The sequence below is a fragment of the Vibrio sp. 1F253 genome, from assembly GCF_041439295.1.
In the GTDB taxonomy this organism is placed as follows: Bacteria; Pseudomonadota; Gammaproteobacteria; order Enterobacterales; family Vibrionaceae; genus Vibrio; species Vibrio tasmaniensis_A.
Window position 1 is genome coordinate 71534 of sequence record NZ_JBGONU010000001.1, and the last position, 14311, is coordinate 85844.

At 43.1% G+C, this 14311-nt stretch carries 13 protein-coding genes; 6 read left to right on the forward strand and 7 right to left on the reverse strand.

All coding sequences use genetic code 11. From position 1 onward, the window contains the following. Position 1: 1 nt before the first annotated feature. Positions 2–1138, reverse strand: a complete 1137-nt coding sequence (nagA, locus tag ACED28_RS00400) for an N-acetylglucosamine-6-phosphate deacetylase (RefSeq protein WP_012604541.1) — start codon at positions 1136–1138, stop codon at positions 2–4. Between the two features lie 475 nt (positions 1139–1613). Between nagA and nagE the strand changes: the two genes are divergently transcribed. Both nagE and glnS read left to right on the forward strand, forming a co-directional pair. Further along, a complete protein-coding gene (nagE, locus tag ACED28_RS00405) occupies positions 1614–3173 on the forward strand; it encodes an N-acetylglucosamine-specific PTS transporter subunit IIBC (protein ID WP_029222967.1) in 1560 nt (519 codons plus the stop codon). A 302-nt stretch (positions 3174–3475) separates the two neighbouring features. Then, positions 3476–5143 carry a glutamine--tRNA ligase gene (gene glnS / locus ACED28_RS00410; RefSeq protein WP_102250395.1) on the forward strand — a complete coding sequence of 556 codons (1668 nt, stop codon included), beginning with the start codon at positions 3476–3478 and terminating at the stop codon, positions 5141–5143. A gap of 198 nt (positions 5144–5341) precedes the next feature. Here the strand turns inward: glnS and fcrX are convergent, their stop codons facing one another. Next, positions 5342–5791 carry a ferric iron uptake transcriptional regulator FcrX gene (fcrX, locus tag ACED28_RS00415; RefSeq protein ID WP_004734226.1) on the reverse strand — a complete coding sequence of 150 codons (450 nt, stop codon included), beginning with the start codon at positions 5789–5791 and terminating at the stop codon, positions 5342–5344. A gap of 207 nt (positions 5792–5998) precedes the next feature. Between fcrX and ACED28_RS00420 the strand changes: the two genes are divergently transcribed. Beyond that, on the forward strand, positions 5999–6505 hold the full coding sequence (locus tag ACED28_RS00420) for a DUF4442 domain-containing protein (protein ID WP_009847330.1): 507 nt from the start codon (positions 5999–6001) through the stop codon (positions 6503–6505). A 96-nt stretch (positions 6506–6601) separates the two neighbouring features. On the opposite strand, the gene fldA is transcribed toward ACED28_RS00420, so the two are convergent. The 3 genes from fldA to ACED28_RS00435 all read right to left on the reverse strand — a co-directional run bounded on the left by fldA (position 6602) and on the right by ACED28_RS00435 (position 8281). Further along, entirely contained in the window at positions 6602–7135 is a 534-nt protein-coding gene (gene fldA, locus ACED28_RS00425; protein ID WP_009847329.1) for a flavodoxin FldA, read from the reverse strand. A 57-nt stretch (positions 7136–7192) separates the two neighbouring features. Then, positions 7193–7411: a DUF2788 domain-containing protein gene (locus ACED28_RS00430; protein WP_009847328.1), complete on the reverse strand. Its 219-nt coding sequence runs from the start codon at positions 7409–7411 to the stop codon at positions 7193–7195. 108 nt (positions 7412–7519) lie between these two features. Continuing rightward, positions 7520–8281, reverse strand: a complete 762-nt coding sequence (locus ACED28_RS00435) for an alpha/beta fold hydrolase (protein WP_371709109.1) — start codon at positions 8279–8281, stop codon at positions 7520–7522. A gap of 93 nt (positions 8282–8374) precedes the next feature. On the opposite strand from ACED28_RS00435, the gene seqA reads away from it, so the two are divergent. Together seqA and pgm are read left to right on the forward strand one after the other, a co-directional pair. Continuing rightward, a complete protein-coding gene (gene seqA / locus ACED28_RS00440; protein WP_012604536.1) occupies positions 8375–8914 on the forward strand; it encodes a replication initiation negative regulator SeqA in 540 nt (179 codons plus the stop codon). Positions 8915–9003: 89 nt separating this feature from the next. Continuing rightward, a complete protein-coding gene (gene pgm, locus ACED28_RS00445; protein WP_009847325.1) occupies positions 9004–10650 on the forward strand; it encodes a phosphoglucomutase (alpha-D-glucose-1,6-bisphosphate-dependent) in 1647 nt (548 codons plus the stop codon). A gap of 121 nt (positions 10651–10771) precedes the next feature. Here the strand turns inward: pgm and ACED28_RS00450 are convergent, their stop codons facing one another. Next, positions 10772–11533, reverse strand: coding sequence for a DUF1853 family protein (locus ACED28_RS00450; RefSeq protein ID WP_371709045.1), 762 nt, complete (start codon positions 11531–11533; stop codon positions 10772–10774). 106 nt (positions 11534–11639) lie between these two features. Between ACED28_RS00450 and ACED28_RS00455 the strand changes: the two genes are divergently transcribed. Then, the gene (locus ACED28_RS00455) at positions 11640–12398 is read left to right on the forward strand and encodes a Nif3-like dinuclear metal center hexameric protein (RefSeq protein WP_371709046.1); all 759 of its coding nucleotides are present in this window, start codon (positions 11640–11642) and stop codon (positions 12396–12398) included. Positions 12399–12704: 306 nt separating this feature from the next. Here ACED28_RS00455 and ACED28_RS00460 read toward each other — a convergent pair whose 3' ends face one another. Then, a complete protein-coding gene (locus ACED28_RS00460; RefSeq protein WP_004734217.1) occupies positions 12705–13994 on the reverse strand; it encodes a citrate synthase in 1290 nt (429 codons plus the stop codon). Between the last annotated feature and the right edge of the window lie 317 nt (positions 13995–14311).

The following is a 14311-nucleotide window of genomic DNA, read 5'->3' on the forward strand; positions in this document are numbered from 1 at the left end:
CTTAATTGTGCTCGTATTGTCCATTAACAACAGTCGCTTTAACGTTAAAGTCTCGGTCAAATACAGCTAGGTTTGCAACCATGCCTTTTTTGATTCGACCTAGCTTGCTTTCTACACCGATAGCCGTAGCTGGGTATAGCGTAGCCATGCGAAGAGCTTCGTCTAAAGCGATACCAGCGTGCTCAACTGTATTCTGAACTGCTTCAATCATAGTCAGAGCTGAGCCGCCCAGTGTGCCGTTTTCATCAACACACTTACCATCTCGGTAATATACTTTCTTACCGACAAAAATAAAGTATTCCATGTCAGCACCTGCAGGAGCTGTGGCATCCGTCACTAATACTAGCTTTTCTCCCTTGATTTTGTGCGCAATTCTGATGTTTGCGTAATCAACGTGGAAGCCGTCGGCGATGATACCAGCATAAACTTCTGGCGTGTCGTAAATCGCGCCAACAACGCCAGGTTCACGACCGACCATAGGGGTCATCGCATTGAATAGGTGAGTAGCGAAAGTGATACCAGATTCGAAACTTTGTCGAGCTTCTGCGTAAGTCGCGTTTGTATGGCCGATTGAAACGACAACGCCAGCTTTGTGTAGGCGCTCGATATGTTCGGGATCATTAAGCTCTGGTGCCAATGTTACTTTTGCAACTAGGTCGCTGTTCTCACAAATCAGTTCAATCATTTCGCTGTCTGATTTACGAATGTGATCGACGCTATGAATGCCTTTTTTTGCAACGTTTAGGTATGGACCTTCAAGGTGCAGACCTAGTGATTGGTTTTGGTACTGGTTGTGATATTCACGAGCTGCAGTAATAACTGCACGCATATCTTCGTCTGAAGAGGTGATGAGCGTAGGCAAGAAGCTAGTACAGCCTGATTTAAGGTTTGCTTCGTGCATGATCTGCATTGTTTCTGCCGTGATCTCATCGTTAAGCATTACACCGCCACAACCATTCAGCTGTAAGTCAATGAAACCTGGGCTTAGGTTTGCTCCGTTTAGATCGCGAACCTCGATTCCTTCTGGCAATTCAGAGATAGGACAGACTTTTTTGATCAGTTCATTTTCTATTACGACGGCATGATCGGTTAGAACATCACTACCAGTGTAAATTTTACAGTTACTTAGCGCGTACATAGTCAGCTAATCCTTATTTCGTGAGATCTTTTAAATTTGTTCGTTACCTAAATGTGGACTTAGTTTGCGAGCATCATTTACGTAACGATTTATCTTTTATGGGCGAACGGCTTCAAAATGGGAAGCTATTTAAGTTGTTGAAAAACATATGAACAATTGATCTGTATTATACGTTTAGGTTCATTGTTAATGATTATTCATAGGGTAATCTAAAGTTAGGAATATCATGTTTTTGCCTAATGATTAGATTTGAATTTTATCTATAAACACTCATTTTTTTGAATGATAAAATAAGTTTTATGATCTCGCTAGCAAAAACCTCTGGATTTGGTAAAAACTGGTGATTAGGATCACAAATGGTAAGGTTTTAATTTGCGGGGCAAAATTAATTGAATACACTGAATAGGACTAAATTGAGCGACTAAAATAAGTTTCTCAAATGAATTCTAAAAAATCCTATAGGGGGAAACAACTGGTGAATATTCTAGGATATGCACAGAAGCTAGGTAAGGCATTAATGCTACCTATCGCAACACTTCCGATTGCGGCGCTTCTACTACGTTTAGGTCAAGGCGATCTACTTGATATTCCATTCATGGCAGAAGCTGGTGGAGCTATCTTCGGTAACCTACCATTGCTATTTGGTCTAGGTATCGCGATTGGTCTTTCTAAAGACGGTAACGGCGCAGCAGGTCTTGCTGGTGCAGTTGCTTACTTCGTACTAACAGCGACAGCAACAACAATTAACGCTGACGTAAACATGTCATTCTTCGGCGGTATCTTCGCTGGTATCATCGCTGGTCACTCTTACAACGCTTTTCATGCAACACGTCTTCCTGAGTGGCTGGCTTTCTTTGCGGGTAAACGTTTAGTACCTATCATGGCTGGTCTATTTGCACTTGTTGCAGGTGCTGTGTCTGGTGTGGTTTGGCCTGGTGTTCAATCTGGTCTAGACGCACTGGCTCACGCAGTATCAACATCTGGCGCTATTGGTCAATTCGTTTACGGTACTCTTAACCGTGCACTTATCCCTGTAGGTCTACACCACGTATTGAACTCATACTTCTGGTTCGGTATGGGTACATGTCAAGAAATCATCGTTGCTGGTCAAGGCGCATTTGCTAACATCACTCAACTTTGTGTTGACCCATCACTAGCTAAAACTCTAGTTGTTGGCCAAGAGCACACATTCACATTCGCTAACTCTGTAACTCCAGAAATCACTACTGTAGTTAAAGAAGTGACTGAAACTGTTAAATCTGGCGACCTACACCGTTTCTTCGGTGGCGATAAAGGCGCTGGCGTATTCATGAACGGTTTCTTCCCTGTAATGATGTTCGGTCTACCAGGTGCTGCACTTGCAATGTACCTAGCTGCTCCTGCTGAAAAACGCAGCCAAGTTGGTGGTGCACTGTTCTCAGTTGCATTCTGTTCATTCCTAACAGGTATCACAGAGCCGCTAGAATTCATGTTCGTATTCCTAGCTCCTGCTCTATACGCAATGCACGCTGTATTTACAGGTCTGTCTCTAGTAGTTGCAAACATGTTTGGTACTCTACACGGTTTCGGTTTCTCTGCTGGTCTTATCGACTTCGTATTGAACTGGGGTCTAGCAACTAAACCATTCGTACTACTACTAATCGGTCTTGGTTTCGGTGCTCTATACTTCTTCACTTTCTCTTTCGCAATCCGCGCTTTCAACTTGAAATCGCCAGGTCGTGAAGATGATGACGAAGCTGTAGCAGCTCCTGCTGGCGACGCACCAAAAGGTGAAGTTGCACGTCAATACCTGAAAGCACTAGGTGGTCACGACAACCTAACTTCAATCGACGCTTGTATCACTCGTCTACGTCTAACTCTTAAAGACCGCTCTATCGCAGATGAAGCTGTTCTTAAGAAGCTTGGCGCTAAAGGTGTGGTTAAACTAGGTGAGAACAACCTACAGGTTATCCTAGGCCCACTAGCTGAAATCGTAGCTGGCGAAATGAAAGCTATCGGTGCAGGTGAAGACCTATCTGATGTAAAACTTCCATAGTGACGGAAGTGCTTAATTAAGAAGTAAAGTTACTCTTAAGTAAGTTTCAAATTGAAAGCCTCCCAAACGGGAGGCTTTTTTGTGCCTACTGTTTAAGGTCAATGAACCCGGTTCGTTCTATTCTTCATCGAATAGCAGAAATAATCGCAATTAACGGACGGTTCTTATTGTGCAAAGGCGAAGAATTGTGGATGATTAGCAACAATGATCTTTCTATCTTTGACTGGCGCTGTAAGCGACCATTTTCATTGGTACAAAAGATAACTTTCTCTGACAATACTAAATACATAGAGGTGCTATAGATGAGTGAAGCTGAGGCTCGTCCATCGAATTTCATTCGCCAAATTATCGATAAAGATTTAGCGGATGGTACACACAGTAGCGTGCATACTCGTTTCCCGCCGGAGCCAAATGGCTACCTGCACATTGGTCACGCTAAATCTATTTGCTTGAACTTTGGTATTGCTCAGGACTACCAGGGACAATGTAATCTTCGTTTCGATGATACAAACCCTGAAAAAGAAGACGTTGAATACGTTGAGTCAATTAAGAATGATGTAAGCTGGTTAGGCTTTGAATGGTCTGGTGATATTTGTTACTCATCAAACTACTTCGATACGCTTTACGCTTATGCTGTGGAATTAATTAATAAAGGCTTAGCGTATGTTGACGAGCTAAGTCCTGATCAAATCCGTGAGTACCGTGGCACGCTAAAAGAGCCAGGTAAAGCGAGCCCATACCGTGATCGCAGTCCTGAAGAGAACTTAGCGTTGTTCGAAAAAATGCGTGACGGTGGCTTCGAAGAAGGTAAAGCGTGTCTACGTGCTAAGATCGACATGAGCTCTTCATTCATGGTTATGCGCGATCCTGTTATCTACCGCGTTCGTTTTGCTCACCACCATCAAACTGCTGATAAGTGGTGCATTTACCCAATGTACGACTTTACTCACTGTATCTCTGATGCGCTAGAGGGTATCACGCACTCTATCTGTACGCTTGAATTCCAAGACAACCGTCGTTTGTATGACTGGGTTCTAGATAACATCACGATTGATTGCCAACCTCGTCAATACGAGTTTAGCCGTCTGAATCTTGAATACACGGTAATGTCGAAGCGTAAGCTGAACCAACTTGTGGTTGAAAATCTAGTTGAAGGCTGGGACGATCCACGTATGCCAACTATCTCTGGTTTGCGTCGTCGTGGCTTCACTTCAAGCTCGATTCGTGAATTCTGTAAACGTATTGGTGTGACTAAGCAAGAGAACATGATTGAGTTCGGTTCACTTGAATCTTGTATCCGTGATGATCTGAACGAAAATGCACCTCGTGCAATGGCTGTTCTTGACCCTATCAAGGTCGTGATTGAAAACTACGACGCTGATACAGTAGAAACATTGACGGTAGCAAACCACCCGAACAAGCCAGAAATGGGTACTCGTGAAGTACCATTTACACGTGAAGTTTGGATTGAGCGTGATGACTTCCGTGAAGAAGCAAACAAAAAGTACAAGCGTTTGGTTCTAGGTAAAGAAGTTCGTCTACGTGGTGCTTACGTGATCAAAGCTGAACGTATCGAAAAAGATGCAGAAGGCAACATTACGACTATCTTCTGTTCTTACGACAATGAAACATTGGGTAAGAACCCTGCAGATGGCCGTAAAGTGAAAGGCGTTATTCACTGGGTATCGGCTGATAAAGCGTTGCCTGCTGAGATTCGTTTATACGATCGTCTATTCACAGTGCCAAACCCTGCCGCTGCTGATGATTTCGCTGCAACGCTAAACCCTGAATCACTTGTTACGCTAAACGGTTTTGTTGAACCTAGCCTAGGAGAAGGTGTGGCAGAGCAAGCGTACCAGTTTGAACGTACAGGTTATTTCTGTGTAGATTCGAAAGACTCTAAAGCAGACGCGCTAGTATTCAACCGCACGGTTGGTCTACGTGACACTTGGGGTAAAACTGAGGCTTAATGGCTTTGTTTTTCTCTACTCTATTTTTCCAAGCTCTGTTTCTCGGAGCTTAGTTTCTCAAGAGACGCTTAATAAAAAACCGGCTTAGAGCCGGTTTTTTTGTGTCTGGGAAATAACCAAATTGTGGGCCAAGCTACTGTGATTCTTAATACAATATCAGCCCAAATAAAAAACGCCGGCCTAAGCCAGCGTTCTGTGTTACTTCTTCGCTTTATGTGCGTCTGGGTTGCCTTTGCAATCCCCAGTGATGCTTTTACCATACAGATACAAACTGTGGTTAGTTAGCTGTACATTGTAGCGTTGAGCGATTTCTTTTTGTCTTTCTTCGATAAGATCATCAGAGAACTCGATAACTTCACCGCAGTCTAAACATACTAGGTGATCATGGTGATGCTGTGTTGAAAGTTCGAATACAGACTTACCACCTTCAAAGTGGTGACGAGTTACAATGCCTGCATCATCGAATTGGTTTAGTACGCGATAAACGGTCGCAAGACCAATCTCTTCACCTAAGTCGATCAGCTTTTTATATAAATCTTCAGCACTAATATGTTGGCAGTCTGGTTGTTGTAATACTTCTAAAATTTTGAGCCGTGGGAGGGTCACTTTAAGACCAGCATCTTTTAGCGCTTGATTATTGTCTGACATATACTTTCCTGTTGATGATCTGCAGCAATTAACAGAATTCAATATTAATACCATTATAGTTTAGTCAGGCATAACAATAAACCACGAACTTCAAAGGGTTACTCACTGACATCACAATCTGTTTTGTAAATTGGAAGTATCTCACTTATAGTGGAGGTACGACCAGCCAGGTGACGGTGTTTTTTGATATGAACATGGATTGTTGTTATGAATAAGCAACTCGCAAAAATATATAAACCCAATATTGTAAAATTTGCACTCAATATTTGGCCTCCCTTTTGGGGCTCGGGAATTCGAATAGCTCACATTAGCGCTGACTTTAGGGTTGTTAAGACTGTGCTCAAGTTGCGGTGGTGGAATAAGAACGCTAATCGGACTCAATATGGAGGCAGTATCTTTTCTCTTACCGATCCCGTTTACTCGTTAATGTTAATGGGGATTTTAGGTGAGCGATATTATGTTTGGGATAAAGAGGCGAGTATTAACTTTATCAAGCCTGGTCAATCCGACTTGTATGCAGACTTTGAGATAAGCCAAGGGCAACTTGAGGATATCTATCGTCAGACACAACTTGGTGAGAAGTGTTTCCCCGAATTTATCATCCACGTTAAAGATAAGCAGGGAAGTGTGGTTTCGGAAATTCAGCGAACTCTCTATGTGAGAAAGAAGCCACAATTTAGAGAGGATGACGAAGCATTAGAAGCTGAGTGTTGATTGATAAACATTGAATAGAAAAAAACCTCCCATAAGGAGGTTTTTTCATATCTATATAACGGTCATTAATTGTAACAATTAACAACCGCTAATGAATTAGTCTTCTAGCTCTGCTAGGCACATCTCTTCGTGGATTTGTTTAACCCAGTTAGATACGCGCTCATCAGTCAGCTCAGGTTGACGGTCTTCGTCAATACATAGACCAACGAATTGGCTGTCATCGCCTTCAACTAAACCTTTCGATGCTTCGAATTCGTAGCCTTCAGTTGACGTGTGACCTAGGATAGTACCGCCTTTTGCTTCAACGATATCACGGATAGTACCCATAGCATCGCAGAAGTATTCTGCGTAATCTTCTTGGTCGCCACAACCAAAAATCGCAACAAGCTTAGTTGAGAAATCAATAGCTTCTAGCTCAGGGAAAAAGTCATCCCAATCACATTGTGCTTCGCCGTAGTACCACGTAGGGATACCAAGCAGCAGCAGATCGAAGTTATCGATATCTTCTTTGCTGCTTTTTGCAATGTCTTGAACTTGAACGAGCTGCTTGCCCAATTGCTTTTGAATCATCTTAGCAACAGCTTCAGTGTTACCTGTATCGCTACCAAAGAAGAGACCTACACTTGCCATAGAATCATTACCTTTCATTTTGTCTGTTGTCGGTGTAATAAAGTTCGGAGGAAATCGTTAGATTCCAGTTCCTTCCCAGCTTAGTTGGATTATCCCTTTTGCGATAAAGCCTGCGCAGCCAAGGAAAAGTACTAACCATACGATACGACGACCAAATGCAGGAACATTTCCCTGCTTTAGAACGTCTTTAATTGCCATTCCGATTAGAAAGAAAATCGCGGCAAACAGAAGATCTAAACCAACAGATTCAATGATGTTCATGTAGTCGTAAAGCATGGGAACCTTATATACCAAATTTGCTTGGGCGCACTATATCACTGTTGTGAGATAAAGTTAATCTGCTGTGATTACACAGCTCTCATTTATATCGACTAATCAACCTATCTAAGTGATGAATTTCCTTATTGCACGGAGCACTTCAGCGGGCTTTTCCGCGTGTAGCCAATGTCCAGTGTTGGCGATAACATGTGCCTTTGCGTTGGAAAACTGCTGTTGAACGGCGGTTTGATGTTCAGCCGTCAGGTAATCAGAGTCACCACCCTTGATTAGCAAGGTTTTGACCGAGGTTTTGTCAATCGGTTCCCAACCAATAATATGTGGGTAGTTGTTTAAGAGCGAGGCAACATTGAAACGCCATTCCATGATGCCTTGTTCTGATTTGAACAAAGATTTCGTTAAGAACTGGCGAACCCCATCAATTTCGATATGTTTTGCGAGGACCTTAAGCGCCTCTGAGCGTGATGTCGGTTTTTCTTCTATCACAGCTTGTAGGCCTGCGAATACGTTGTCGTGACGACTTTGGGTGTACGCGACTGGTGCCATATCTAAGACAATCAATTTATGCAGCGTCAGATGTTGTGTCAGTGCCATCGCTACCTTGCCACCCATCGAGTGACCAATCACAGTGACACCTTCTAACTCAAGATCATTCAGCAGTTGAGCCACATCTTGTGCCATAGCTTGATAATTATGAGTGTCATTATGGAAAGATTGGCCGTGGTTACGTAGATCGATGCTAAGTACCTGATGATCGGTTTTTAGATCCCTAGCGAGCAAGCCAAGGTTGTCCAAATTTCCGAATAATCCATGGATCAAAACAATGGTGTGACCCTCACCTTCAATTTTATAGTTGAGCTGTACTGACATTTTTATCTTATTCATGGTGGGTTTGACGTAGAGTATCCGCGCGGATCTCGCTATAATCCCTCAGAGTTTAAACATTGAGATTGTGAAAAGCGAATGAAAACAATTGAGGTTGATGAGGACCTATACCGTTTTATTGCGGGTCAGACAGAACGTATTGGCGAAAGCGCTTCAGATATTCTGCGCCGCTTGTTACTGGTTGATAACCAAGGCACGGTTCCGATCGAAGAGATCGTTGAGCCAAAAGGTATCGTTGTTAGCAAAGAGGTAGGCTTTACTCCAGAGAAGTTCGATGGCGTTAAAGAAATGCGCTCACTACTAATATCAGATGAGTTTGCATCACTAAAGAAAGCCATTGATCGTTTCATGCTTGTGTTATCAACACTGCATAAAATCGACCCTTTAAGCTTTTCAGAAGCAACTCAAGTAAAGGGCCGCAAGCGTGTTTACTTTGCAGACAACGAAGCGACGTTGTTAGCAAACGGCAACACAACTAAGCCTAAAGCTATTCCACAAAGTCCTTTTTGGGTTATTACGAATAACAATACAAGCCGAAAAAGACAGATGGTTGAACAGCTTATGAGCCGCATGAATTTCCAAGCAGAATTGATAGAAAAAGTAACAGGTTCAATTTAACGAAATCTGATTTAAACCTCATAATATCCATGGCTAAGAAGATATTATGAGGTTTTTTTGTTTTTAAATTTTATATAAGGATGTCGATAATGGCTATGCACCCTCGTGCCGGGCAGAAAGCTCTGCAGGAAGATCTTCATAATATCCCGGCTTTAGTTGCAAACTATTTCTTACAGCAACCGGATGCTACTAACCCAGATCATAAAGTACTGTTCGGTACTTCAGGTCACCGCGGTACAGCAGACAAATCAACATTTAATGAAAACCACATTCTAGCGATCGCACAAGCGGTTGCTGAGGTTCGTGCCGATCAAGGTACAACAGGACCACTTTTCTTAGGCAAAGATACTCACGCTCTATCTGAGCCTGCTTTTTCTACGGTTATTGAAGTGCTAGTTGCAAACGGCGTTGAAGTTATCGTTCAAGAAAACAATGGCTTTACTCCAACTCCAGGTATCTCGCACGCGATTCTTACGCATAACCTAGTGAATGACAAAAAAGCAGACGGCATTGTTATCACGCCTTCGCATAACCCACCACAAGACGGGGGTATTAAATACAATCCGACACACGGTGGCCCTGCTGAGGCAGAGCTAACTCAAGCGATTGAAGATCGTGCGAATGTGATCATTGCTGAGCAAATGCAAGGCGTTAAGCGCACTCCTATCGCACAGGCTAAACAGTCTGAGCTAGTGAAAGAAGTTGATTTAGTTGCTCCTTACGTTGCTGACTTGGTTAACGTGGTTGATATGGAAGCAATCCAGAAAGCAAACATCAAGATTGGTGTTGATCCACTGGGTGGTAGCGGTATTGATTACTGGCGTCAAATTGGCAAAGCGTACAACCTAGACCTGACTCTGGTCAGTGAAGCTGTTGATCCTTCGTTCCAATTTATGTCTCTAGACAAAGATGGTGTGGTTCGTATGGACTGTTCTTCTCCATACGCAATGGCAGGTTTACTGGCACTTAAAGACGACTATCAATTAGCGTTTGGCAACGACCCAGACTACGATCGCCACGGCATTGTTACGCCAAAAGGCTTGATGAATCCCAACCACTTCCTAGCGGTGTGTATTGACTACTTATACCGCAACCGTGAAGGTTGGGGTAAAGACGTTGCAGTGGGTAAAACACTGGTATCAAGTGCTCTGATTGACCGCGTTGTTGCTGACTTAGGTCGCGAGCTTTGCGAAGTGCCAGTGGGATTCAAATGGTTCGTTGATGGCCTATATAACGGTCAGTTTGGTTTCGGTGGTGAAGAGAGTGCGGGTGCATCTTTCTTACGTAAAGACGGAACGCCTTGGTCAACAGATAAAGATGGCCTGATTCTTTGCCTACTTGCGGCCGAGATCACAGCAGTAACGGGCAAGAACCCACAAGAATACTACGAAGAACTTGCCGCTAAACATGGCGAATCTAAGTACAACCGTATTCAAGCAGTAGCTAACGGCGCACAAAAAGACGTGCTTAAGAAGCTATCTCCAGAGATGGTTTCAGCTGAGACGCTTGCTGGTGATGCAATTACTGCACGCTTAACGCACGCTCCAGGTAATGGTGCTGCGATTGGTGGCCTAAAAGTGACGACTGAAAACGGTTGGTTTGCTGCTCGTCCATCAGGTACAGAAGACATCTACAAGATCTACTGTGAAAGCTTTAAAGGTGAAGAGCACCTGAAAGCAATCGAAGCAGAAGCTCAAGAGATTGTTAACCAAGTATTTGCAGCCGCTGGCCTATAATCGAATACAGATTAGTAGAGTCATCAAGTAAATAGTGAAAGGGTTGATGTGAAAGCATCAGCCCTTTTTATTTGTCTGTGAGTAAGTGGCTAAGACTAAATCAACTCAATGGCTGAATAGATTAGCCGTGTGGCCAGCTTTGTGGCATCACAAACCAAAACTGTCCTGATTTGGTTTGTCCATGAACAAAGCGGTCACCAAACTCGGTGATAGGCTCGCAGGTGAAATCATCAGTGCCCGCTGCCCATTGCTCTTTGGTGAGAGGGTAGAGCACTTCAGTAATTAAATGAGCTTGGTTTTGATAGCACCAAAAACCGTTTACTTGGCTTGGATTAATGTCGTAACTCAAACATTCAGTCGGTACGTTTTGCTCCAAGAATGGGTTGGTATAAAGGCGACCTTGCATGAGGAGATGTTTTGAGTCGACATCAATCTCTGGATACTGTTCAATAAAGGCGGCTGAAGATGACATACCAAGCTGGTGGCTTAGCATCCTATCGAGCTTCTTATCCAATTGATCATGAGAGTTTGGCCCAAACCATGTTTGTTCATGGAGCAGATAAAACTTAATCGCCACTTCCCAATGTTGCAGCTTTTGGCTGCTCTCCTCTTCAAGAATAAAGTCGATTGCACCTAGCGTTCTGCCATCCACATTAATCTGAATTTCATCGTACTTGATCGAATAATCAGGTGAAGCTTCGATGACTTGTTCACATAGGTGCTGGTAGAGGAAACCTAACCTAGGATTACCATTGTATGTATGTGATGCATCTATTATGGTATGAGGGCTTGAGAATGCACTGAGATCCGAAATCGGTGGCTTGATTTCTAGTAATGGCGGTGAGTCGATGACCCATTGGTAAAAACGTTGCAGTGCTGTCATCTGTTCCTCATAAACTAGCTCTTTATAAACATAACCCTGGGGCTTTCGACATTCTACCCGTAAATTGATATAACGACGTTATTATAAAGGTAAGCTGGAAATAAAAATGAATAACTTACAATTAGAAAAGCTACTTAACGAAAAACTGCAGCCACAGCAAATTAAAGATTACTGTCCTAATGGTCTTCAAGTTGAAGGCGTAACAGAAGTGAAGCGAATCGTTACTGGTGTGACAGCTTCTCAAGCCTTGATTGATAAAGCGGTAGAACTGAATGCAGACGCTTTATTAGTGCATCATGGCTTCTTCTGGAAAGGTGAATCAGAAGCAATTCGTGGCATGAAGGGTAAGCGCATTCGTACCCTGATTAAAAATGACATCAACCTTTTAGGATACCATCTCCCTCTTGATATCCACCCTGAGCTTGGTAACAACGCCAAGCTTGCAGAGTTTCTTGATATCGAAGTCGAAGGCGGTTTAGAAGGGCACCCACAATCTGTTGCGATGTTTGGCAAGTTGAGTACGCCAATGACGGGTGCAGAGTTTGCTGCAAAAATTAACCAAGTTCTAAATCGTAAACCACTGCATATCGCTCCAGAAAACCAAGACAAAATGATTACTACTGTCGGTTGGTGCACCGGTGGTGGTCAAGACTACATTGAGTTAGCGGCTTCTCAAGGTATTGATGCATTTATCTCTGGTGAAATTTCAGAGCGCACTACTTACTCAGCACGTGAGCAAGATATCCATTACTTTGCGGCAGGCCACCACGCAACAGAACGTTATGGTGTGAAGGCATTAGGTGAGTGGCTAGCGAAAGAGCATGGCTTAGCTGTTGAGTTTATCGATATCGACAACCCGGTATAAAAAGAAAATATGGGATGTAGGATACGAGTCACTATAAATTTGTACCCGTCGATGAGACTGGCTAATTAGAACTCTAATGGATTTTATTTCGAGAGATCTCAAGTAATTCGTCATTCCCTAGACTGACAAAGGAAGGAGTAGGGAATCTCTAAAAGCTTGTCGATACAATTTACAATTAGTGAGATCCCCAACTCGCTCGTCCCTCACTCTTGAGGATGACGGAGTTGAGAGCATATAAAAGAAAAGGGTTGATGTTAATACATCAACCCTTTCTGATCTTAATCGATTAGAAAAGTCTAAACTTTACTATTCGCGCTCGTGTAGAGCTTGGAAATCACGCTGTTCTTCACCAGTGTACAACTGACGAGGACGACCGATGCGGTTCGTCGGATCGCTGTGCATTTCGTTCCAGTGTGCAATCCAACCTATAGTACGAGACATCGCGAAGATTACTGTGAACATTGATACCGGAATACCGATCGCTTTCAGAATGATACCTGAGTAGAAATCTACGTTCGGGTATAGTTTCTTCGATACAAAGTACTCATCAGAAAGAGCGATGCGCTCAAGTTCCATTGCAACGTCAAGTAGTGGATCTTGAATGTTCAGCTCTTTAAGTACTTCGTGGCACGCTTCGCGCATTACCGTTGCACGTGGATCGTAGTTCTTGTAAACACGGTGACCGAAGCCCATTAAACGGAACGGGTCATCTTTGTCTTTTGCTTTTGCTACGTACTCTTCAATGTTGTCTACGCTACCGATCTCTTCAAGCATCATTAGACAAGCTTCGTTAGCACCGCCGTGAGCCGGACCCCACAAAGAAGCGATACCAGCAGCAATACAAGCAAATGGGTTTGCGCCCGAAGAACCAGCTAAACGAACCGTTGACGTTGAAGCATTTTGTTCGTGATCTGCGTGTAACGTAAAGATTTTGTCCATTGCGCGAGCAACAACAGGGTTTACTTCATATTCTTCACATGGATTTGCATACATCATGTGCAGGAAGTTTTCTGCGTAGCCTAGGTCATTGCGTGGGTAGATAAACGGTTGACCGATAGAATATTTGTAACACATTGCAGCCAGTGTTGGCATTTTTGAAATTAGGCGGTATGCCGCAATTTCACGGTGTGTGTCGTTATTAACATCTAATGAATCATGATAGAACGCAGCAAGCGCACCTACCACACCACACATAACAGCCATTGGGTGAGCATCACGGCGGAAGCCGTGGAAGAAACTAGCAATTTGCTCATGAACCATGGTGTGACGCGTGACAGTCGTCTTGAACTCTTCGTATTGAGCTCGAGAAGGAGCTTCGCCGTATAAAAGAATGTAACAAACTTCTAAGTAATCAGCATTATTGGCCAGTTGATCAATTGGATAACCACGGTGTAGAAGGATACCTTTTCCACCGTCAATATAAGTGATTTGCGATTCACAAGATGCAGTGGCAAGAAAACCAGGATCAAAAGTGAAAAAACCATTAGAACCCAGTGTACGAACGTCGATGACTGGAGTACCAAGTACACCTTCTGTAATCGGCAATTCGATCGGCGCTTGACCTTCAATATGAAGGGTAGCTTTCTTATCCGCCATAACAATCTCCTTTGTTATTATTAATCCGTCCAGGATGTTTATGTGCCATTTTTTTACTGGTCTTACGTCAGAAAGTCAATTTTTCTGCAGCTTTGTGTGCACTTGTTAGTGTTTTTTACATTAAATTCGTTAAAAGTCTGTGCTGTGTAGCATTATTTGTTGCATCAATTGTATTAGAATGTTGCCAGCCGTATAGTGGCGCTGAAAAGTTTGGTTAAAACCTTATAAATGCAAGGCTAAGAAGAAATGTGAGGTGTCTTCGGAAACCTAGTTATTAACAATTATTTTACAATTATCTAAGGCTCAACTTACGTTAT

Coding starts and splice junctions, on each gene's coding strand:
- nagA (WP_012604541.1), bottom strand. CDS start 1,138: ATGTACGCGCTAAGTAACTGTAAAATTTACACTGGTAGTGATGTTCTA.
- glnS (WP_102250395.1), top strand. CDS start 3,476: ATGAGTGAAGCTGAGGCTCGTCCATCGAATTTCATTCGCCAAATTATC.
- fcrX (WP_004734226.1), bottom strand. CDS start 5,791: ATGTCAGACAATAATCAAGCGCTAAAAGATGCTGGTCTTAAAGTGACC.
- ACED28_RS00420 (WP_009847330.1), top strand. CDS start 5,999: ATGAATAAGCAACTCGCAAAAATATATAAACCCAATATTGTAAAATTT.
- fldA (WP_009847329.1), bottom strand. CDS start 7,135: ATGGCAAGTGTAGGTCTCTTCTTTGGTAGCGATACAGGTAACACTGAA.
- ACED28_RS00430 (WP_009847328.1), bottom strand. CDS start 7,411: ATGCTTTACGACTACATGAACATCATTGAATCTGTTGGTTTAGATCTT.
- ACED28_RS00435 (WP_371709109.1), bottom strand. CDS start 8,281: ATGTCAGTACAGCTCAACTATAAAATTGAAGGTGAGGGTCACACCATT.
- seqA (WP_012604536.1), top strand. CDS start 8,375: ATGAAAACAATTGAGGTTGATGAGGACCTATACCGTTTTATTGCGGGT.
- pgm (WP_009847325.1), top strand. CDS start 9,004: ATGGCTATGCACCCTCGTGCCGGGCAGAAAGCTCTGCAGGAAGATCTT.
- ACED28_RS00450 (WP_371709045.1), bottom strand. CDS start 11,533: ATGACAGCACTGCAACGTTTTTACCAATGGGTCATCGACTCACCGCCA.
- ACED28_RS00455 (WP_371709046.1), top strand. CDS start 11,640: ATGAATAACTTACAATTAGAAAAGCTACTTAACGAAAAACTGCAGCCA.
- ACED28_RS00460 (WP_004734217.1), bottom strand. CDS start 13,994: ATGGCGGATAAGAAAGCTACCCTTCATATTGAAGGTCAAGCGCCGATC.